This is a genomic window from Pseudomonas sivasensis (assembly GCF_021391435.1).
GTDB lineage: Bacteria > Pseudomonadota > Gammaproteobacteria > Pseudomonadales > Pseudomonadaceae > Aquipseudomonas > Aquipseudomonas sivasensis.
Map to the genome: position 1 here is coordinate 3,447,409 of NZ_CP090029.1, position 20,220 is coordinate 3,467,628.

Consider the following 20,220-nt stretch of genomic DNA (forward strand, 5'->3'; position numbering starts at 1 on the left):
GTATTCCCTGATCCGTATCGCGTTCGTTGTTGCCATGGTCCTTAACCGTGCCTGTCATCAGGCACCGTGGAGTCAGGTCGCATTGAGCGAGGACGGATCATGAGCAAACGACTTCCCCAACGGACCGGCGCCAGCCTGATTATGGCGTCAGCAGCATGGCTGTTGAGCTGTTCAAGCACTGCTCAGGCATGCACCTTCACCATCACGCCAGGTGACGATGTGGTGACCTGCACCAGCGGCGCGGGGGGCAACCTCATTGATGCGCAAGGTAACAACAGTCTGATATTTCCCTCCGGCAACGGCAGCGTGTTGGGCGTCGGTTATGGCGCGGGCAATGACCTCATCGAGATGAACACCGCAGATGCGGTCATCGGCACCAGTGGGGTCAACATGGGCGATGGCGCGAATATCTTTCGCCTGTTCCAGGGGGCGGTCAACAGTGTGATCTTGCAGGGCTCCGGTGCCGATGTAGTGCAAATCAGCGGCGGTACGGCCGGTGGAATTTTCCAGGGCGCCGGATTGGACAAATTCTCCATGAGCGGCGGCACGATCACATCCCTTGCCCAAGGGGATGGCATCGACGACTTCGCCATGAGCGGCGGTACCATCACAGGCGCCTTTGAAGATGGCGACCACGGATTGATGACCGGCGGCAGCATCGGACGCGTCGACATGAAACTCGACAACAACCTGTTTGATATGCGCGGCGGCACCGTTGTCGGCAACTTCGTCACCGGCTTTGGCGACGACACGATCCTGGTATCGGGCACCAGTTTCATTGGCGGTAACCTCAGCGTCAGCGGCGGGGCCGACATCATCGTCATCAAGGGTGGCCGGATTGCCGGGGAAATTCGCATGAGCGCGGGGAATGACCAGTTCGAATGGAACGGCGCGGGCCAACTCGACTCGGCAGTACTGCTGGCCGGCGATAACGACACGGCGCTGCTGAAAAACCTGACCGAAGCCATTGTCGCCCCTACTCCCGTTGTGGACGGCGGAACGGAGAACGATACCCTGACGTTCGACAACAGCCAGGTCAGCACACCGCAACGTTATCAGAACTGGGAAATCGTCAACCTGGATAACAATTCGAGCTTGTCCCTCGGCGGCACCTTCACACTGGGTGATGCCGCTACCGGGACCGGCACCATGAACGTGAATGGCAGCTCGGCATTACGGGTCAGCACAGGGATCATCAACCCGTTTACCGCCGGCCAACTGACGACCCTGAACAACAGCGGCCTGATCGACATGACCACCGGCAGCACCAGCACCGGCGATACCCTGACGGTCAATGGCAACTACAACGCCAGCGGCGGCCAACTCGCGCTGCAAAGTGTATTGGGTAGCGACGGTTCGCCCAGCGACAAACTGGTAATCAGCCAGGGGACCATCCAGGGGAGTACGAGCATTCGCGTCACTAACCTCGGCGGCGCAGGCGCCGCTACGCTGCAAGATGGTATTCAGGTGGTGCAGGCGCTCAACGGCGCCACCGGCAGCGGCACTGCCTTTACCCTTGGCGCGCCGGTGTCTGCCGGCGCGTTCGACTATTACCTGTTCAAGGGTGGCGTCACCGCCGGCACCGCAGAAAACTACTACCTGCGTTCGACCATCCCGGTGGTGCCGCCGAACCCGGTCATTATCGTGCCGTTGCCTGTCCCCATTCCCGATGAACCACCGCTGCCGCCCAACCCTGGGACAGAGCCGATTCCCATCTACCGCCCGGAAGTGCCGCTCTACGCCGCGCTGTTTCCCGCCGCCCAGCAAATCGTGCAAGGCATGCTCGGCACCTTTCACCAGCGCATGGGTGACCAGAGCCAGCAACAGCAGACCGGCGCTTTATCGGCCGGGTGGGGTCGGGTCTACGGCAACAGCAGTCGCCAGAGTTTCGCCGGCACGGTGAGCCCGACGCTGGACAGTTCGGTAACGGGCTTCCAGGTGGGCAGCGATCTCTATGCCAGCGCCATGGGCGATGGCCAGCAACGCCTGGGGTTTTTCGTCGGCCATAGCCGTTTGCGGGGCACAGTCAAAGGCTTCAACGGCGGCCGGGAGGACAAGAACGCTGGCAAAACCACCTTGCGCGGTGACAGCCTGGGCGTGTACTGGACGTTGATCGGCGCCAACCAGGCCTACCTTGACCTGGTGTTAATGGGCACACGCTTCAATGGCAACAATGAGTCGGACCGTGGTGTGAAGATGAAAACCCGCGGGCACAACGTCACAGCCTCCGCCGAAGTCGGCTGGCCGATCCCGGTGACGACCAACTGGGTCGCGGAACCCCAGGCACAAGTGATCGTCAGCAAGACCACGTTGAATAGCCAAAACGACGGGGTTTCCGACGTGTCTTATGACGCCGATACCCACCTGACCACACGCCTGGGAATCCGCCTGCGCGGCGACTACCAAGTGCGTGGCATGCCACTGGTGCCTTATGTACGGGCGAATGTCTGGCACACCCGCGCCGGACAGAACACCGTGACCTTTGCCGATGTCACCGACATCGACACCGAGCAGAAGTCCACCACCCTGGACCTCAGCGTCGGTGCAACGTTGAAGGTCACCCAAGACATCAGCGTTTACAGCGAGGTGGGCTACAACCGCAACCTGGACAGCAACACCTTCAACGGCCGCCAAGGGACGGTTGGCCTGAGAATGGCGTTCTGATCTGGTAGGCAATCGCCAGCCAGATAAACCAGACCGGCATCACATATAGGGCCAGGCGTGTGTCTGGCCGCAACGCCAGCAGGCAGAGCACGAACGCAAGGAAACCCAGGGAAAACCAAGCCATCGGCACACCGCCGGGCATCTTGTAAGTGGACTTGGCGTGCAGGTCCGGGCGTTTTTTACGGTAAGCGATGTACGACGCGAGAATCGTCGACCACGTAAAAATCACGAGGATCGCCGAGACCGTCGACACAATGGTGAAGGCGGTCATCACCTCCGGCACCACAAACAGCAACACCAGGCCGAGCAGCATCAATACCGTGGTGAAGGCCAGGCTGAACAACGGAACGCTGCTGTTGGACAAGCGTCGGAAAACACCTGGCGCATCCCCCAGATCGGCCAACCCGAACAACATGCGGCTGGCGGAAAACACCCCGCTGTTGGCCGAGGACGCCGCCGAGGTGAGTACCACGAAATTGACGATGCCCGCAGCCGCAGGAAAACCCGCCACCAGGAACAGCTCTACAAACGGGCTTTTGCTCGGCGACACCTGCTGCCACGAGGTCACGGCGATGATGCACGCCAGGGCCAGCACGTAGAACAGAATGATGCGCAACGGAATCGAATTGATTGCCTTGGGCAACGTCTTCTCCGGCGCACGGGTTTCGGCCGCGGCGGTGCCGATCAGCTCGGTGCCGGCAAAGGAGAAAATCGCCATCTGGAACCCGGCGAAAAAGCCGAACAGGCCGTTGGGAAACGCCGCCTGTTTGTCCAGCAAATGCGACAGCGATGCAGTGACGCCGGTGGGTGAGACAAACGAGCCTGCGATCAGCACCACGCTCACGCCGATCAGGGTCACCACGGCGATGATCTTGATGATTGCGAACCAGAACTCCACTTCGCCGAACAACCTGACAGTCAGCGCATTCAACGCGAACAACGTTAACAGCATGCCCACCGCCGGCATCCACGCCGGCAGGTCCGGGAACCAGTACTGGAAAAACCCGCCGACCACCACCGCATCCCCCACCACCGCCACGCTCCAGCTCAGCCAGTATGACCAGCCGAGAAAAAACGCGGCGCGCGGTCCCAGGTAGGCGCCGGCAAAGTCGGCAAAACTCTTGAAGTTGAGATTGGACAGCAGCAGCTCGCCCATGGCGCGCATCACGAAATACACAAACAGCCCGATGATCATGTAGATCAGGATGATCGAGGTGCCGGACAGCGCAATGATCTTGCCGGAGCCCATGAACAGGCCGGTGCCGATCGCACCGCCCATGGCCATCAGCTGGATATGACGGTTGCTCAGGGTGCGTTGCAACGCAGGCTTTTCGCAAAGCCCGGACGTAGTTGTTTTCATCACAAAACCTCTTGTTATGTTTTTGAGTTTTGGCAGAAAAAAATTGGGCGGTCGTTGTTATTAGGGGGTCAGGCGGTTTTGCTTTCGAAACCGTGCAACACGTTGACGGCATTGATGCCGATCTCATCGACCATGTAGCCCCCTTCCATTACGAACAACGTCGGCACGCCCACGCTGGCGATGATCTCGCCCATGCCGAGGAAGTCTTCGCTGTCGAGGAGGAAGTGGCTGATGGGGTCGTCCTTGAACGTGTCGACGCCGAGGGAAATCACCAGCACTTCAGGGGCGAAGTGTTTGAGCCGCTGGCACGCGTCGGCGAGGGCAATTTTGTAGTGATCCCAGGTGGTGTTTTTCGGCAACGGATAATTCAGGTTGAAGCCCTCCCCTGCACCCTTGCCGCGCTCGCTGTTGGCGCCGGAAAAGTACGGGTAGGACACGGCGGGCTCGCCATGCAGGGAGATAAACAGCACATCCGAGCGGTCGTAGAAAATGTTCTGTGTGCCGTTGCCATGGTGGAAATCCACGTCCAGTACCGCAACGCGTTTGGCGCCTTGAGTGATGGCCTGTTGTGCGGCAATCGCGGCGTTGTTGAGGTAGCAATAACCGCCCATGTATTCGCGGGCGGCATGGTGGCCGGGTGGGCGGCACAGGGCAAAGGCGCTGTTGTGGCCCTCATCGATGAGCGCGAGGCCAGTGAGTGCAATGTCCGCGCTGGTCTTCACCGCCTGCCACGTGGTCGCGGTAATCGGCGAACCGGCGTCCATGGCATAGAACCCCAGCTTGCCGTCGATGAAATCCGGCACCTGTTCATTGGCCAGATCGCGCACCGGCCACACCAGCGGCAGCGCGTCATGGCTGCGGCCGATGGCGGTCCATTCGGCCCATGCGGTTTCAAGGAAAGAGACGTAGCGCTCGCTGTGGGCATTGACGTAACAGGCGCGGTCAAAGGCGCGCGGCACGATGATATCGCCGAGCCCGACGTGCTGGACGCGGTCACGCACGGTGTCGGCGCGGCTCGGTTGCTCGAACGATGGCTTGAGTACGCCATCCTTCAATTCGGTGCCATGGTGCAAACGGTGGGCATCGCTAAAAACAGTCAGCATGTGTATACATCCGCCAGTAAAAGACAGGGTCTATTTTGTTCTGGCGGTGCGGGGCTTTCTTTGCTTTTAGTTCTTGCGCTGTTAGTTTTATCGGGTTTTTTTACCCCTATTACAGGCGAATATGAAAAATAAAACCAAGCAGGTCGTTCTTGACGACACCGATCTCGCCATCCTCGCCTTGCTGCAGGAAGACGCGAGTATTTCCAACGCCCAACTCAGCGAGCGTCTGGCCCTGAGCCTCACGCCGTGCTGGCGCCGCCGCAAGCGTCTGGAAGAAGAAGGCGTGATCAAGGACTACCAGGCCAATCTGGATCGCAAGCTGCTCGGCCTGGACATCATGGCGTTTGTGCATGTGCGCTTTGCCATCCACACCGACCACGCGCCGGACGCCTTCGAAGCGGTGGTCAAGGAACTGCCTCAGGTGCTGTCGTGCCACAAAATCACCGGGGATGCGGATTATCTGTTGCAGGTGCTGGCGGAAGATCTCGACAGCTACAGCGAGTTTGTAGAGAGCGTCCTGAGGCGACAATTGGGGATCGCGTCGATCCAGTCGAGCCTGGCGCTGCGCGAAGTGAAAGCGACAAGCCGGGTGGCGATTCCGAAGCGCGATTGAACACCGTCCATGAACGCTCGAAAACGGCAGGTGCTGGCTAAAGGCCTGCCATGCAGATGTGAAAAAATCGTTAACTAATTCATCCCTATGGCTTTTTCCTACAGAATCAATCTGTCACACTGATGCGAATAATTATCAACACTTTTATTATTCGCCAGGGAAAGGCACTTAGGGGAGAGCTCGTTCGATGCCTGTGCACCAGCCCGGCGGTAAAGGTTTTACACCCAGTTTGATCGCGTTGGCGGTCTGTCTCGCCACCTCGCACGCGGCCTTCGCCGCCGACGCCGAAGCACCGGTCACCACCCTGGAACTGGGCGCCACCCAAATCTCCGGCGAGCAGCAGTTGGGCGAAACCACTGAGGGCACGCAGTCCTACACCACCGGCGCGATGAAGACCGCGACCAAGTTGCCACTCACCCTGCGTGAAACGCCACAAGCCGTCACCGTGATTACGCGCCAGCGCATGGATGACCAGGCAATGACCAGCATCAACGACGTGGTCAACGCAACGCCCGGGTTGTTCCTGAATTACTCCAACGGACCGGGCCGGCAGTCCTATACCTCGCGCGGTTTCGACATCGACAACCTGATGTATGACGGTATTCCGAGCGGCTATAACGGCGTTTCAGTCGGCGCGCAGCCCAACCTGGCGATGTTCGACCGCGTTGAAGTGGTGCGCGGCGCGACCGGCCTGGTGACCGGCGCGGGCAACCCGTCGGCCGCCATCAACCTGATCCGCAAGCGGCCCCTGGACGAGCAGAAAGTCACCCTGACCGGCGCCGCTGGCAGCTGGGACGACTACCGTGGCGAACTCGACGCCTCCAGCCCGCTCAATGACAGCGGCACCTGGCGCGGCCGGGTGGTCACCTCCTACCGCGACGCCAACAGCTTCATCGACAACGCCGAGGAGTATCACGGCCTGTTCTATGCCGTCACCGAAGCTGACTTGAGTGAAGACACCACCCTGACCCTCGGCTACTCAAACCAGAAGGACAAGACCAATTACTTCTGGGGTTCCTCAATGATCGGTCAGGATGGCCATCACCTCGACCTGCCCCGCTCCTACAACCCCGGCACCGACTGGGAGAACAAGGACCAGGAGATCAACACGGTCTTCGCCGAACTGCGCCAGCAACTGGCCAACGACTGGAAGCTGCAAGTCAACGCCAACTACGCCGAGCAGAAAGCCTTGTTCTCGGGCTCGTATCAATCGCGCTGGGCTGCTGACAAATCACTGGCGCGAACCGTCTACCAGGCCGCCTATGACGAAAATCAGGCTGGCGTCGACGCCTTCGTCAGCGGCCCGTTCCAGGCGTTCGGGCGCACCCATGAGCTGGTGGTCGGTGCCAGCCGCCGCATTTACGACATGACCAGCCACGACTACAGCCCGTACGACACCAATTGGCCGATTACCGCAGGCAAACCGGACTTCGTCCACACCACCGACACCCGTGAAATCACCACCCAGGACGGCTTCTACCTGACCACGCGCCTGAGCCTGGCCGACCCGCTCAAGCTGATCCTCGGCGGGCGCCTGGACTGGTATGACTACGATGCCCATGGCAGCAACAGCGGCGACTACAAAGTCACCCGCAACCTGACGCGCTACGCGGGTTTGATCTACGAGTTGGATGACCATCACTCGGTCTACGTCAGCTACAGCGACATTTTCACGCCGCAAACCGCCAAAGATAGTTCGGCGACCCCGGTCAAGCCGATTGTCGGCAAAAACTACGAGGTCGGCGTTAAAGGCGAATACCTGGGCGGCGCGCTGAATGCCAGCGTCGCACTGTTCCGCGTCGATCAGGAAAATCGTGCCACCAAAGTGACCGTGCAAAACTGCCCGCAGACCGAGTGCTATGAAGCCTCCGGCGAGATTCGCAGCCAGGGTATCGACTTCGAACTGCAAGGCGCCCTCACCGAGAACTGGCAGGTCGGCGGTGGCTACACCTACGCGCGCACCCACACCATCAAGGACGAAGCCAACCCGCAGCTTGTCAACAAGCAGTACGACACCGACACCCCGGAGCACTTGTTCAAACTGACCACCCGCTACAACCTCCAGGGCGCGCTGGAGAAATTCCGGGTGGGCGGCAACATCTCCTGGCAGAGCCGCATGTACAACGACGTCAAGCTGGCTGACGGCAGTACCTACCGCCTGCAACAAGGCGCCTACGCCGTCACCGACTTGATGGCCGGCTACAGGGTCAACGACAACCTGGACCTGCAGCTCAACGCCAACAACATCTTCGACCGCAGCTACTACTCAACCATCGCCAACTCCGTGGACTACGGCGGCGACAGCTACGGCACCCCACGCAACATGATGCTGACGGCCAAATACACCTTCTGATCGTCATCAAGGCTGCCCGCTCGGGCAGCCTTTCCTCCTGGCAGCGGCGCTTAAAGCTCTCTCCCCAACTGCCGATAAGCTTTTGCTTTCCCCGTACCTGCAAAAATCCTGATACCTGCTTTGCTCTGTAGCAGCGCGCCATCGTGGCACGCCGCATGCTTTGTTCCCGGCAACACCACAGGGAGTAAGAGTGAATGCCCGCACGCACGCGTTTTCTAGAGCACTACCGCAAAGCCGACCGCATCATGCTGGCGTTGATCTGGCTGATGACGCTGTTCTCCGTAGGCCTGGCGTTCTGGCACGACACCTTGATCCAAGCAATCGTAGTCGGTGGCGGCACAAGCCTGCTGCTCACCGCGCTCTACCGCGCCATCGGCGGCACGCGCGTGATGCGCTGCGCACTGGGCGCTGGTCTGATGGTCATGGCCGCGCTGCATATCAACCAGGCACAAGGCGTGATCGAAGCCCACTTCGGAATTTTCGCCCTACTGGCGGTGCTGACGTTTTACCGCGACTGGCTGCCGATCCTCGTGGCCGCACTCACCATCGCCGTGCACCACGTGGTCTTCCATGCCTTGCAGCATCAAGGCTTCCCGGTCTTCGTGATGGAACACCACGGCGGCTGGACCATGGTGTTTGTGCATGCTTTCTACGTGGTGATGGAAACCGTCGCCCTGCTCTACCTCGCCGTGCACAGCCAGGCCGAAGCCGTCGAGAGCCAGGAAATGCTCGAAAAAATGCTCGCTGTCACCACCCAGCTCACCGTGGAAACCGCACAAGGTGAAGGCAAGGCGCATATGTCCCTGGCCAAGCGCTTCGACCACTTCCTGCAACAGATCACCGGGCTCATTGACGGCGTCTCCCGTGACTCCCACGGCCTCGGCCAACTCGGACAAGAACTGGCCCACGCCAGCGGCACCCTGGAAAAAGGCGCACGCCACCAACTGGCCGAAATCGCACAAATGACTGACTCCATGCAGCGCATGGAACACGCCATGGGCAACATTACGGTGCACGTCGAGGAAGCGGTCGCGCACGCCGACGTCGCCAGCCAACAAATCCTGCGCGGCCAGGAAAGCGTCGGCCGCGCCCAACACGAAATCACCCAACTGGCCACACGCCTCACCGACACCCATCAGACCGTTCAAGGCTTGGCCGTGCAGGCCGAACAGATCGGCTCGGTGCTCGACGTCATCAGCAGCATCGCCAACCAAACCAACCTCCTCGCCCTCAACGCCGCCATCGAAGCCGCCCGCGCCGGTGAACAAGGCCGCGGCTTCGCCGTCGTCGCCGACGAAGTGCGCAACCTGGCGCAACGCACAGCGGTTTCCACCCAGGAAATCAAAACCATCATCGAAGGCTTGCAGCAAGGCAGCCGCGAAGCCGTCGAAGCCATGCAGGACAGCCGCCAGGGCGTAGAACGTTGCGTGGAAGACAGCCAGGTCGCGGTGCAAATGCTAAAGGCAGTAGGCAATGACATCACCCAAATCGATGCGCTGAACGGGCGGATCGTCAGCACTACGCGGGAACAGACCTCAGCAAACCTGGAGATCGTCGGGCGCTTGCAGTCGGTGCAGGGCATCGCGCAGAGCACGGCACAGGATGTAGAGATGCTGGCCAGGAGCAGCGAACAACTGCCGCCGATTGCGGTGCGGTTGGACGCGTTGGGGCGCCGGTTTCATCCGTGAGGTGGTGATCTTCGAAAGGCCTCGGCGTTGTGTTGATCGCGCGCTTGGGCCTATTTGAAATACGTCGTGAGAGATAACTTCAGGCCAATAGCAGCGGTTCGAGTTCCGCCGCTTGCGTACCCAGTTCTAAAGAGAGAATACGAGGTCGAGAAGCTATACAGGTCGTTCTGATGCAGGTGCTTGCGCTGATTGTTGACCGTAATGCTGAGTGTGGCTCAACTCAAGTGGCCCTCAATTCATAGACGCAATCTCAATAAACTCGTCAAACCTTAAAGTTACCTATTTGCTGCTGTAGCACGGCTCCGAGCTCAGCCAAGTTAGTACTTGAACGGGCAGTTCGCTCGCACGATAAAGCTGAATCATCCGCAATATTGCGAACCGACGTAACACTCCGGTTAATTTCTTCCGCGACGCAACTTTGTTCCTCACCTGCAGTAGCGATTTGTCTGACCATCTGCTGGATGTTGTCAATCATCTCCACGATGGTTTCAACCGAGCCCCCAGTGTTTGAAACCTGTATTACCGTTTCATCCGTCAAACCGCGGCAGACTTCCATCATCCCAGCAGCTTCTTCGGCTATTTTTTGCAGATTGGCAGTCAGCGCTCCAATTTCCAGGGTTGCGCCCTGAGTTCGTTTGGCGAGCGTTCTCACCTCATCAGCCACCACCGCAAATCCTCGACCAGCATCGCCCGCCCTAGCAGCTTCGATAGCGGCATTTAACGCCAACAAGTTGGTTTGATCGGCGACAGACGTTATGACCTGCAATACCCCGCCTATATTCAGGCTCTCTATCCTGAGTTGTGCCATGGCTGCGGCAGATTTTGATACTTCAGATGCGAGACGTTTTATTTGGGTTATTGCTTCTTTTGCCATGGTTCCGCCGGTCTGCGCTTGGAGGTTAGCGGTGAGCGCCGCATGGGCTGCTTCCTCAGAGTTGCGTGCAACTTCGAGGGTGGTTGCTACCATTTCGTGAATCGCAGTGGCGACTTGGTCGATTTCAGTTCTCTGATTACCAACCCCGATGCGGGTCTGCTCTGTCGCTGCGGAAAGGTCAACGGCGGCATCAGAAATTACGCCCGATGACGTATTAACCTGACTAATAAGCAGGCTCAGGCGTGACTGCATTTCACCCAAGGAGGACAGCACACTGCCGGCCGCTGACATTTTCGCTTCAAGAATCGGGCGCAAGTCACCACTGGCAACGCGCTGAGCGATGGTGGACAAGACAGTAGGCTCTGCACCAAGAGCACGTGATAAGCCACGAACTATTAGAGTAGTCAGTACTACCCCGATGACAATTGCTACTGCGCAGAAAAACATCAGAAGATTACGGGTGTCTTTATAATCGTTCTGCGCATCACTAATGCTAGCCAGCGCTAGACCTGAGTTAAAACTCTTGTAAGTTGTAACGCTAGCCACCAGTTTCGTTAGGAGTGGCAAGCATTCGTTATTCATCATATTAATAGCCGCTTTTGCATCGCCAGTAACGGCTAACCGCGTGATTTCCAAAGCAATCGGACCATACGCTTTCTCAATCTCCTCAATGTTAGCAACTAAGCTCCGAGCGTTATTACCATCAGCGGATGGAGGCAATGCAGCGACTCCAGCCACTAACGCTGACAAAATACTTTTAACCTTCTGATGTTCGATATTTACGGTATCGGCCTCGGCCTGTCTGTCAGCTGCCGAGGTAACCAGCACGAGGTTTCGTGCTGAGATCGCACGTTGCTGCGCAGCGAGCAATAGATCATTCATCAGGCCCATGCGCTTATTCAAACCATCAACATAACTTGAGAAGCGTAGATTTGATCCATTTAAGCTAGTGACAGAAAATGCAGAGATCATAAAAATAATCACTACCATCAAGCCAAAGCTTAACAACAACCTCTTCCGCACCGACAAGGAATTTAACATGCTGACTCTCCGATTTTTTAGTATTCTCACGGCGCAGCCAGGGATATGGCGCATTGACACTATGCGGCGCCAGATGGCAGTAATTCAAGACTTAAATCGGGTTACGGTACTAAAGTACTAAATTGAAACTCAAACAATCCAATCGAACTACCTGCACCATCTAAACGCATCTATATGAATGGATTTTTATTCTAGGGTTGATATTTACTTCAAAGTCTATAGTTAAAACAGAAACCGCTTTATATTTAACTCAATTACATTTTATCGAGCCCCATAACGAGCCATAGGCCCAATAGCCTCCTACAAAGAAGGCTGCCCTGGCGGGCTTTTTAGCGTCTGCTGAAAACCAAGGTCTCGGCCTCCTAACTGTTCGAAATGCGCGTCAGATTTACGGTCGCACCAATCGGTCGAAATACCGCACCTTTTTGCAGACAGTGGCAATGCTTAACGTTGGCCATAGCTTGTGCCTGCGAATAGAGGAGCAAGCCTGGTGGCTTGCAGTGGTCCATGAAAGACTGCTTTCGGCCATTAGCCGACATTCACGAAAGACGGCTTTCGACCCAGAGTGTGTAAAAACGCTTCGTCATTGATCCGTGCAGCTACACATTGGTTGCTTTGGACTGGTCAGATCGTCGAAAGAGCAGTCGCTTTTTCTAAGACGGCTTGTAACATCTGCTCCGGTGATTGTTCCTTGTTGAAGAAGCTCGGGGACAATTTATCAGAGTCGTTTTCAGTCGATTGCCTGAGCAGGGCGAGCGGCCCCGATTGTCCTAACTGCTCTTGGTAAAGACTTTTTATACTGTCCCTAAAGCCATCAGGGTATGCCGCTTTCTCGACCCCTGGAAGATCATCGAAATAGTCCATGATGCCTTTGAAGATTTCACTGTTGTCACCGCCGTTCGTTATATGGGCGTACAACTTGGAGAAATATGTTTCATCCTGCTTACTAAGCTCCCCATAAGCGGCATATCGTTCTGCATCTGTATAGGTTCCTGAATCATCATAAACAATATTGCTTAGCCCGTTTCGGTCCATACCTTCAAATGGGTTTGGAAGTTTTTCGGGGGGGGAGTTTAGAAAGCCCAATTGCGTAATCTAGTGACTGCAGACCTAACGCCAAACGGGTGGGGTAGTCTGTTTTGGGAAGTAGATCCTCATTATTAAGATTCCCGCCAGCAATCCGCTGCCCGAAATTGTACATATCGCTCTGACCTTTTGCATATTGTCCTTTTAAATCCCTATTGGACATAGAGGCTTGTTTGTCATCAGCGTTACTTAATGCGTACAGTGCCCGTGCAGAATCGGAGATTGTGACGGTCTCGGTCGTCTTGAGGGCGGCATCCCCTGAAGGTAAATTTACAGGGTTGGACGAAGGAAGCTTCTCTTGTGTAGAAGGCTTTGCCTGTGTACTTGCTTGATACGATTTGATCGAAATATCCATGGTAATACTCCATGCGCTGAAAATAGCACGAGAGCTATCTTCAGCTAGGGCGCCTATACAAATGTCGGATTATTTTATTTCATATTCGACAGTGTAGTTATAGGGAGGCGCCGATTGAATTGCTGTGACATTGGCGTTGCAAGTAGCGTTATCTGAACCAGTGCTAGTGCCCATTTTAGTCAAGCTAGAGGTTTTAGTCGTTGGATTGACCTGGTGCCTTGCTGCAAAACGACATTCTTATTGCCTGAAGTATAGACGAATCGCATTCCTGAAACCGTATCAGCGACACTGGTCAGGACAAATGTCGTCGTTGCAGAAGGCAGAATCGTACTTGGGGTGGGGGCTACACTCCCGGAAAAGTACTCGAAAGTGTACGCGGCTGGACCAGTCGTAGAGTCCTTCAACTTCACGGTGACGATTGTGCCTGCTTGGGCACATGCAATCATAGAGGCGAATAAAGTTGCTGCCCCGAACAGTTTAGCGAATCTCATAAATATCCCTTTAATTTTGATAGTCACTATAACTATTGTCCTTCCGCGTCGTCTTGTATAGAAAAAATAGTAAGACTCAACCTTTATAGCGGCAGGTAACCAGAATTCTTTAAGCCAAGGGTTGGTGTTTTTAACACATCGGATGAGTAAAGATTTCACAACCTGCAGGAACTAAAACATATCCAGCCTGTACCCCTTCAATTTCAATAGCTGCGCAGTGGTCCTGGTTGCCGCTACCGGTTATCACCATAGTCATGGTACATAGGTTGAGTTACTAATTTTCGCCATTGCCCGTCGGCACACTATTCTCGGCTCGTTTCGGTAGAAAGATGACCGCCTGTCTACGCGCAGAGGCTGCTGGGACGATTCAGCTAACGATTTCTATCTCTTCGGTCTCCCACCAGCGCTGACGTGCCTAAAACACTTTCCAATGTGTGATAGTGAGAAGAGGCCAGTCGGGTAGGCCAGCGGTCTGGACCCAAAGCTGACGGCGGCGAAAGGCAGAAGTCGGCCAGTCGCGGCCATTCGCTCAATTGAGTTTCAACCGCCTTCAGCTAGGACTAAGGCGACGTAATGAAACCCAATTGAGGATCAAGTGACGTTGTTAGGAAGGTGTGTTGCCCGGACGGTTACAGCCTTGGAGCCAGATTTCACCATAAAACCACTAATCCTCTGGCAGCAGTGATTCAAATGCACTTTTAAGGCAAATTAAGTCATTTTCAGACCTACCTAGCCCACTCCTCACTCTTTAAAGTGCACCGATCATTCAACTATCGGTGTTTTTTATGAATCTATGGTTTCGGCTTCTGTTCATGCTACTCCGCCGACCGTGGCGCAACCCCGTAAAAGCTCTGGGGTCAACCGTCATCCGAATGCGCGTATGGCCTCTAGATCTTGACTTCAATCGACACGTCACCAATGGCCGATACTTCACACTCGCCGATGTCGGACGTATGGATTTCGTTCTGCGCAGTGGTGCGTATCGAGTGGCTATTAGAACGAAAGCGCTACCAATCGTAGGGGACACCTGGGGTAAATTTCGTCGTGAGCTTAAGCTGTTTGAAACGTTTGAAGTCCACACCAGAATGCTGGGCTGGGACGACAAATGGAGCTTTATGGAACATCGGTTTCTGAGCAAAGGACGGGTGATCGGAGTTGTAGTAATGCGGGGTCTATTTCGCGCATCTAAAGGGATTATTCCACCAGGCGAATTTGTTCGGGAGTTGGGACTACCCGAAAAGTCGCCAGCGATGCCGCAATGGCTGACATCGTGGTCGGCTAGCTGCGATGCGATGAGTGGCCAACTCAGAGAAGAAGAAAGCATCAGCGATCAGCAGTCCAGCTAACCTGCTGATGTTAAGAGCCCCCACTCATTGGTGTACGCTTCTATGTCGTAAACCGAGGTCAGTCAGGAGATGAATTCCGCTATAGACACCATTGAGTGGCCGCTTCTGGCCGATGACTGCCAGTCGCCACCGGCAGCTATCGACCCAAAGCTGACGGTCGGCTTGGCTTAGGTTCAGATTGAGCAAGCCGGTCTCTCACCCAACCGCTCTACCAACCTTACGAGATAACCATCGGGATCCTGGACGATGAATTCGCGCTGACCTACTTCTATTTTGTCAGCCCGATACCAGGTGTCTTTGCATTCTCGATAGAGTGGAAATCCAGCCTGAACAAGTTTTTGGATGATGGGTGCGACAGCCTCAACATCAATCTGTAGGTTGATGCCTCTTCCAAACGGTTTGGTCAATAGCGCAGTCAGCCATTGACCCGCGTCCGGATCAATCTGCTCAAGCATTACTTGAGCACCATTCAAATCAAGGTACGCAAATCCGTCATCCGAACGTTGATAAGCTACTTTGAACCCCAGAAGAGAAACCCAAAAAGCCAGGCTGCTATCCAGGTTGGTGACCATTAACTCCGGAACCAGTTTGTTACGTTCGAACATGAGATGACTTCCATTTCAAAATGCTTGTTTTTGTGAGCGGGCAGGTTCTGCACCTACGGCTTCGCTGCCAGGGCGGGATCGTGGTGCGCATGATGATGCACGCTTGGGTGGGAGTTATCGAGTCGCTTTGAGTGGCAGCTTCTGGCCGCAAGCAGACCTTCATCGCCGCATAACTCAGGAAAATGCATCCTCTACAAATGCCTCTAACGCCTTGTCTTCCAGGATTTCGATGGAGAAGTGCCCAAAGCGCTTGGGCAACCAGATAATGCGTGTCCCCGATGGGGATTGCAGGTTCGCGCGGGCCAATGGCTTTCCGTTTTCGTCTTGTGGCTGAACACCGGCGACCATCAGTTCGTCGTAGGCCTTCTCGATGTCCGGCGTCGAATAGCAGTGGCGATAAATCATCCCTTCTCCCGCGGAGTCTAATAGCTCCCTCAGGTTCCCCGCCAATGGCTGTACCAACATGAAACGCTCTTGACCGATCAGCGCTATCGCGTAGCGCACATGCAGGCCACCTCGTTCCCAAACGAGCGTTTTGGATATCCTGGCATTAAGTATCTGTGCGTAGTAAGCACAGGCTTCTTCGAGATTATTGACCAGTACATCTACGTGACTGAACTTCAGATCCATTGCAGCCTCCCTGTTGAACCGGCGTCAATGTTGAGCCGGAGACCCTCAAAATTCCATGGACTTCATGAGTCCATATTGTCGGTGTAGCAATGCGCCAATTCGGCGATAAACCCGCGTTCAAACTGAGGTAAGCGAGGAGCTGTCCATCGCTTGATGGCGAACAAAAGTGACTGCCCGCGTATGGCCGAAATCCGTCGTTCATAAGGCGCGGCTTCCGACCCAAAGCTGCCGCTCGCGAAATGCAACGATCGGCCAAAAGCAGACACCGATATATCCCGCTCCGAGGCCACTACTCAAAACGCTGCCTGTCATGCTCCCCTATAGCTGCATTACGGCGAGCGCCCTGCGCAGGGGTTCGTCGGATATTTGGATAGGACCGTGAAATGGCACGTCCATGTCCAACACAAGGTATACGGAAGCCGCAATGAGCAATGACGAGACGATGAACATTCCTATCACCATCGAATTACGGGGTGCGCGGTATCCAAAACTAGCGAAAATGAGCGTCAACCAAGCAACAAGCATCCCAATAAGGGGGCCAGGAATCGCTCCCTCCGACTGCTCGACGATCCTCCAACGTTGCTCGATGAGCGAATGATATTGCTGACGAATATCCTGAAGCATCGTTTCATGGTAGCGGTCCGGGGGCTTGATAACAGCCAATGACTTGCCTATGTCATCCAGGTATTTAGCCGCCTCGCTGTTTCGATGCTGCAGCGCCTCGTCTCCCCGATACGGGGTCTCGATAGCGCGCTCAAGATAGGTGATCAGACGATTGCGCGTGTCTTGTGCCGCATCGCCATAGCCCCGCAGTGTCCGATCAAAAATGATCATGCTGGTTGCGTACCCATGGAAGTTTGCATCAATGGACTCGAAGGTGTTTTTGGCAGAATTAATCATCAAGCCAAAGACCAGCGATGTCATAACCACAAAAATATTGGCGACTAGACGAATTACGGTGTTGGTGTCGTCATCCCTGTGGTGGGATGCCAGTCTTGGGTACCAAAACATCATGAGAAGCGAGGAAGCAACCAGGCACCCAAAAATGGCCAATGCGATCCAGAGAGCGTTCATACATCAGGGCCCTGATCAATTTGCGTCAAGTCTTGAAGGATAGACCATTGGGTGTTTTCAGAACTCTGCTCGGCAGTTACTGCGTTTACCGTCCAGAAATGACTTCAGTATTGGTTTGAACACCGGCGGTGATTATCAGTAGGTATTGGCCTAGTTCTGCCCATCATGAAAGGCAGCAGATCACGAGCGTCTGCTTATGGTCCAGAGTGTGTCAAAGCACACGTCGAGGTGCATCGCATCCAGCTAGCAATCTGGGCCGATCGCCGGAACACTCTGTCGAATATAGTAATTGTCGAACTCACTGCTTCCGATGAATTGGAAGCCATGGCGGATATAAAAGCGATTCGAAGCGCTTTCTTTGAGAGCACCCACTTTAATAGGGAGCGCAGCCGCATCCGCCTCTTTGAAAATCTGAGTGAGAACAGCAGACCCTACCCCTGACCCTTGCGCGCTCGGTCTCACATACAAGTGGTCGAGCAAGAGTTCATTGTGTTGATGCTTGATCACGACGAAACCAACCCTCTCTCCAGACACCTCTATGTAGCGTGTGTTGCGAGCCTCAAAACCGCTGAGAAACCGCTCGCGCGCGCGGACTGGATCAAATCGACCAACACGCTCCAGACTTTCGCGCATGGCCTCAATTCGAATGGCTACAAGATTATCCAAGTCGCTCTGTTGAGCCAGGACCAAAATGATTGGGGAATTCTGATTGGGTGCGACGGGCATATTTTGTGCTCCAACTTCTATCCTGGGGAGCCATTGAAGCGGCCCAGATACCGTAGACAAATTTGAGAGTCCACTTCTGGACCAGAGTGTGTAAAACCGCTTAGCCAAAATTGAAGTGTGCGCATCTACGTTAAATCCGAAATTTATCGGCACATCAGCAGATGTGAATTTCGCACAGAAGCGCGATTTTCAGTCCAGTTTTGAGTGCCTATCGCGTAAAAAAACGTTTTTACACAGCCTAGGCCAAGAGCAACCGTTGCGCCTATTCAATAAACCAAGGGCGATTCACCTTTATTTCAAACCGGGTCAGGTATCTATCCTTCTCACTTACTGCTTGACCCATTCTGATTCATCAGGCTAGTTGAGGCCGCCCTTTACCGACCTTGATAAGGAAATTATGAAGCCTCTCTACCTGTGTTCACTTCTGCTGCTTGCAGGCTGCGCCCCAACGCCGAAATACCTTGTGCCTGCGGGGGCGCCTCAGGCGCTTATCCGTAGCGAGTTGGTGTCGATGGAGAATTATCGAAACAGCGTGTCCCTGGTCGAGGCGCCTCCAATGGCCTGCAAATATGGCAGAACCGTGGCGATTGCGCAGGGAGGGCAGTTGGTTTCCGTTTATAAGAACGTATCGACGCCGGAGGGCTTCTTTCCGATTGAAGCCGGCAAGCCGCTGCACTTGGTGATGCGCGGTGCGGCCAATGCCAATCGTTCGTGCAGCATAGCGTTTGTCAGCGAATTTGCGCCGGGCGCGCGTTACGTGATCAAAGGAGGAATTGTCGACAGCCCGGGCGCGCTGAGCGGTTGTCACATTGACATATTCAATGTCGATTCGGGCGCGCGCGTCCCCATGGCCGATGAGCCGAAAATGGACCGAAATTGTGCGCTGGACCGATTACCGACGCTCCAGTGAGACATTGCACCTCTGCACTGCGCGACCGCTTGCCAGAACCCGAACGATATTAAACGGGCCTCATGGTCGCGCATGGCGAATTACTCAATAGGCCCTCAATAGTCATACGACCTCCCCTACTCAGTCCTGTCTATCTCTATCTCAACGCAATCACCTAAACAATCTTGTTAAGTCCATAAGAAACAACGCCCGCGGTCATCCCACAAAAAACCTCCCTTGCCCATTCGCCCCAAACACGCTACAAATCCGCCATAACGTTGTACGACAACCTAAAAATAATTTGCCATCCCCGACGATGGAAGCCACTGCCCGAGCCCTTACCATGACGCCCCCTGCCCCCAATCTTTTCCCCCGCCACATCGCCGTGCTGATCCTGCTCTGCATGGGCTGCGCCTTCGCCGGCAACCACATCGCCGCTCGCGTGGCCTTCGACGACGGCGCCGGTGTTCTCCTCGCTATTCTGCTGCGCTCCGGCGGTACGTTGTTGGTGCTGGGCGCGCTGGTACTCTGGCAACGGCAAAGCCTGCGCCTGCCTTCGGGTGCATGGCGCTGGCAGTTACTGCTGGGCCTGCTCATCACCGCGCAAAGCCTGTGCCTCTATTCCGCCGTAGCCCGCGTACCGGTAGCGCTGGCGTTGCTGGTGGCCAACGTTTTCCCGATTTTGCTGGCGCTGCTGACCTGGGCACTAGGCGGCCCACGTCCGACGGCGCGCACCGCCTTGCTGATGGGTTTGATTCTGGTGGGTCTGGTGTTCGTGCTGGACGTGCCCACTCGCCTTTCAGCCGACGCCGACATCGGCCCGCAATGGCTGCTCGGCGTCACCCTCGCCTTCTGCGCCGCCTTTGTATTCGCTTGCGCGCTGTGGATCACCGATCACAAGTTGTCCCAGGTACGGGGTTCGGTGCGCAGTCTGCTGACAATCTTCATTGTGTTCAGCAGCGTCAACCTTGCGGGCTGGAGTGGCGCCCTTGCCGACGGCCTGAACCCACCGGCCAGTCTGACCGGTTGGCTGGCGCTGGCCACGTTGGTTGTGCTCTACGGCACCGGTTTTATCGTGCTGTTCATGTCGGTGCCGCGCCTGGATATGCCGCGAAATGCGCCGGTGATGAACATTGAGCCGCTGGCGACGTTGCTGATGGGCTGGCTCGTGCTCGATCAGATGCTCAGCGCCGGTCAGGTGACTGGCGGCGTCATCGTGGTGACAGGAATTGTGCTGCTGACGTATCGCACGTCCGCTCAGCGTTCCGCCAAGGCCTGAAGCGTGCCTCTAGCCCTTGCAGAAAGTCGCTGCTGACTACGCG

At 55.7% G+C, this 20,220-nt stretch carries 16 protein-coding genes; 7 read left to right on the forward strand and 9 right to left on the reverse strand.

Going from position 1 to position 20,220, the window contains the following annotated elements; genetic code table 11:
* Window positions 1-99 precede the first annotated feature (99 nt).
* A complete protein-coding gene (locus LRO94_RS15480) occupies window positions 100-2,664 on the forward strand; it encodes an autotransporter family protein (protein ID WP_179178918.1) in 2,565 nt (854 codons plus the stop codon).
* Here the strand turns inward: LRO94_RS15480 and LRO94_RS15485 are convergent.
* Window positions 2,621-4,024, reverse strand: a complete 1,404-nt coding sequence (locus tag LRO94_RS15485; RefSeq protein ID WP_122753469.1) for an amino acid permease — start codon at window positions 4,022-4,024, stop codon at window positions 2,621-2,623. The two genes, LRO94_RS15480 and LRO94_RS15485, sit on opposite strands and share 44 nt — an antisense overlap.
* A gap of 68 nt (window positions 4,025-4,092) precedes the next feature.
* Window positions 4,093-5,127 (reverse strand): histone deacetylase family protein, encoded by a 1,035-nt coding sequence (locus tag LRO94_RS15490; RefSeq protein ID WP_095184652.1) that lies wholly within the window; start codon window positions 5,125-5,127, stop codon window positions 4,093-4,095.
* Window positions 5,128-5,248: 121 nt separating this feature from the next.
* Here LRO94_RS15490 and LRO94_RS15495 point away from each other — a divergent pair, with 121 nt between their 5' ends.
* From LRO94_RS15495 to LRO94_RS28105, 3 genes are all read left to right on the forward strand, one after another.
* Window positions 5,249-5,740, forward strand: a complete 492-nt coding sequence (locus LRO94_RS15495) for an Lrp/AsnC family transcriptional regulator (protein WP_032885271.1) — start codon at window positions 5,249-5,251, stop codon at window positions 5,738-5,740.
* 187 nt (window positions 5,741-5,927) lie between these two features.
* Window positions 5,928-8,093, forward strand: coding sequence for a TonB-dependent siderophore receptor (locus LRO94_RS15500; RefSeq protein ID WP_179178917.1), 2,166 nt, complete (start codon window positions 5,928-5,930; stop codon window positions 8,091-8,093).
* Window positions 8,094-9,088: 995 nt separating this feature from the next.
* The gene (locus LRO94_RS28105) at window positions 9,089-9,781 is read left to right on the forward strand and encodes a methyl-accepting chemotaxis protein (protein ID WP_260366928.1); all 693 of its coding nucleotides are present in this window, start codon (window positions 9,089-9,091) and stop codon (window positions 9,779-9,781) included.
* 262 nt (window positions 9,782-10,043) lie between these two features.
* On the opposite strand, the gene LRO94_RS15510 is transcribed toward LRO94_RS28105, so the two are convergent.
* From LRO94_RS15510 to LRO94_RS15520, 3 genes are all read right to left on the reverse strand, one after another.
* Complete coding sequence (locus tag LRO94_RS15510; RefSeq protein WP_179178916.1) at window positions 10,044-11,696, reverse strand: methyl-accepting chemotaxis protein; 1,653 nt, start codon at window positions 11,694-11,696, stop codon at window positions 10,044-10,046.
* A 624-nt stretch (window positions 11,697-12,320) separates the two neighbouring features.
* Window positions 12,321-12,782: a hypothetical protein gene (locus LRO94_RS15515; protein WP_233896810.1), complete on the reverse strand. Its 462-nt coding sequence runs from the start codon at window positions 12,780-12,782 to the stop codon at window positions 12,321-12,323.
* A complete protein-coding gene (locus LRO94_RS15520; RefSeq protein WP_233896812.1) occupies window positions 12,736-13,137 on the reverse strand; it encodes a hypothetical protein in 402 nt (133 codons plus the stop codon). The genes LRO94_RS15515 and LRO94_RS15520 overlap by 47 nt, the downstream gene beginning before the upstream one ends.
* A gap of 1,276 nt (window positions 13,138-14,413) precedes the next feature.
* Between LRO94_RS15520 and LRO94_RS15525 the strand changes: the two genes are divergently transcribed.
* Window positions 14,414-14,974, forward strand: coding sequence for a thioesterase family protein (locus LRO94_RS15525; protein ID WP_032885276.1), 561 nt, complete (start codon window positions 14,414-14,416; stop codon window positions 14,972-14,974).
* 173 nt (window positions 14,975-15,147) lie between these two features.
* On the opposite strand, the gene LRO94_RS15530 is transcribed toward LRO94_RS15525, so the two are convergent.
* From LRO94_RS15530 to LRO94_RS15545, 4 genes are all read right to left on the reverse strand, one after another.
* The gene (locus tag LRO94_RS15530) at window positions 15,148-15,579 is read right to left on the reverse strand and encodes a bleomycin resistance protein (protein WP_095184644.1); all 432 of its coding nucleotides are present in this window, start codon (window positions 15,577-15,579) and stop codon (window positions 15,148-15,150) included.
* 174 nt (window positions 15,580-15,753) lie between these two features.
* The gene (locus tag LRO94_RS15535; protein ID WP_032885278.1) at window positions 15,754-16,209 is read right to left on the reverse strand and encodes a VOC family protein; all 456 of its coding nucleotides are present in this window, start codon (window positions 16,207-16,209) and stop codon (window positions 15,754-15,756) included.
* Window positions 16,210-16,527: 318 nt separating this feature from the next.
* Window positions 16,528-17,283 (reverse strand): bestrophin-like domain, encoded by a 756-nt coding sequence (locus LRO94_RS15540; RefSeq protein WP_095184640.1) that lies wholly within the window; start codon window positions 17,281-17,283, stop codon window positions 16,528-16,530.
* A gap of 243 nt (window positions 17,284-17,526) precedes the next feature.
* Window positions 17,527-18,009 (reverse strand): GNAT family N-acetyltransferase, encoded by a 483-nt coding sequence (locus LRO94_RS15545; protein WP_179178915.1) that lies wholly within the window; start codon window positions 18,007-18,009, stop codon window positions 17,527-17,529.
* 397 nt (window positions 18,010-18,406) lie between these two features.
* On the opposite strand from LRO94_RS15545, the gene LRO94_RS15550 reads away from it, so the two are divergent.
* Both LRO94_RS15550 and LRO94_RS15555 read left to right on the forward strand, forming a co-directional pair.
* Window positions 18,407-18,919, forward strand: coding sequence for a hypothetical protein (locus LRO94_RS15550; RefSeq protein ID WP_179178914.1), 513 nt, complete (start codon window positions 18,407-18,409; stop codon window positions 18,917-18,919).
* Window positions 18,920-19,241: 322 nt separating this feature from the next.
* The gene (locus LRO94_RS15555) at window positions 19,242-20,177 is read left to right on the forward strand and encodes an EamA family transporter (RefSeq protein ID WP_122757567.1); all 936 of its coding nucleotides are present in this window, start codon (window positions 19,242-19,244) and stop codon (window positions 20,175-20,177) included.
* Window positions 20,178-20,220: the final 43 nt, after the last annotated feature.

Coding starts and splice junctions, on each gene's coding strand:
- LRO94_RS15485 (WP_122753469.1), bottom strand. CDS start 4,024: ATGAAAACAACTACGTCCGGGCTTTGCGAAAAGCCTGCGTTGCAACGC.
- LRO94_RS15495 (WP_032885271.1), top strand. CDS start 5,249: ATGAAAAATAAAACCAAGCAGGTCGTTCTTGACGACACCGATCTCGCC.
- LRO94_RS15510 (WP_179178916.1), bottom strand. CDS start 11,696: ATGTTAAATTCCTTGTCGGTGCGGAAGAGGTTGTTGTTAAGCTTTGGC.
- LRO94_RS15535 (WP_032885278.1), bottom strand. CDS start 16,209: ATGGATCTGAAGTTCAGTCACGTAGATGTACTGGTCAATAATCTCGAA.
- LRO94_RS15555 (WP_122757567.1), top strand. CDS start 19,242: ATGACGCCCCCTGCCCCCAATCTTTTCCCCCGCCACATCGCCGTGCTG.
- LRO94_RS15545 (WP_179178915.1), bottom strand. CDS start 18,009: ATGCCCGTCGCACCCAATCAGAATTCCCCAATCATTTTGGTCCTGGCT.
- LRO94_RS15550 (WP_179178914.1), top strand. CDS start 18,407: ATGAAGCCTCTCTACCTGTGTTCACTTCTGCTGCTTGCAGGCTGCGCC.
- LRO94_RS15530 (WP_095184644.1), bottom strand. CDS start 15,579: ATGTTCGAACGTAACAAACTGGTTCCGGAGTTAATGGTCACCAACCTG.
- LRO94_RS15540 (WP_095184640.1), bottom strand. CDS start 17,283: ATGAACGCTCTCTGGATCGCATTGGCCATTTTTGGGTGCCTGGTTGCT.
- LRO94_RS15500 (WP_179178917.1), top strand. CDS start 5,928: ATGCCTGTGCACCAGCCCGGCGGTAAAGGTTTTACACCCAGTTTGATC.
- LRO94_RS15490 (WP_095184652.1), bottom strand. CDS start 5,127: ATGCTGACTGTTTTTAGCGATGCCCACCGTTTGCACCATGGCACCGAA.
- LRO94_RS28105 (WP_260366928.1), top strand. CDS start 9,089: ATGGGCAACATTACGGTGCACGTCGAGGAAGCGGTCGCGCACGCCGAC.
- LRO94_RS15520 (WP_233896812.1), bottom strand. CDS start 13,137: ATGGATATTTCGATCAAATCGTATCAAGCAAGTACACAGGCAAAGCCT.
- LRO94_RS15525 (WP_032885276.1), top strand. CDS start 14,414: ATGAATCTATGGTTTCGGCTTCTGTTCATGCTACTCCGCCGACCGTGG.
- LRO94_RS15480 (WP_179178918.1), top strand. CDS start 100: ATGAGCAAACGACTTCCCCAACGGACCGGCGCCAGCCTGATTATGGCG.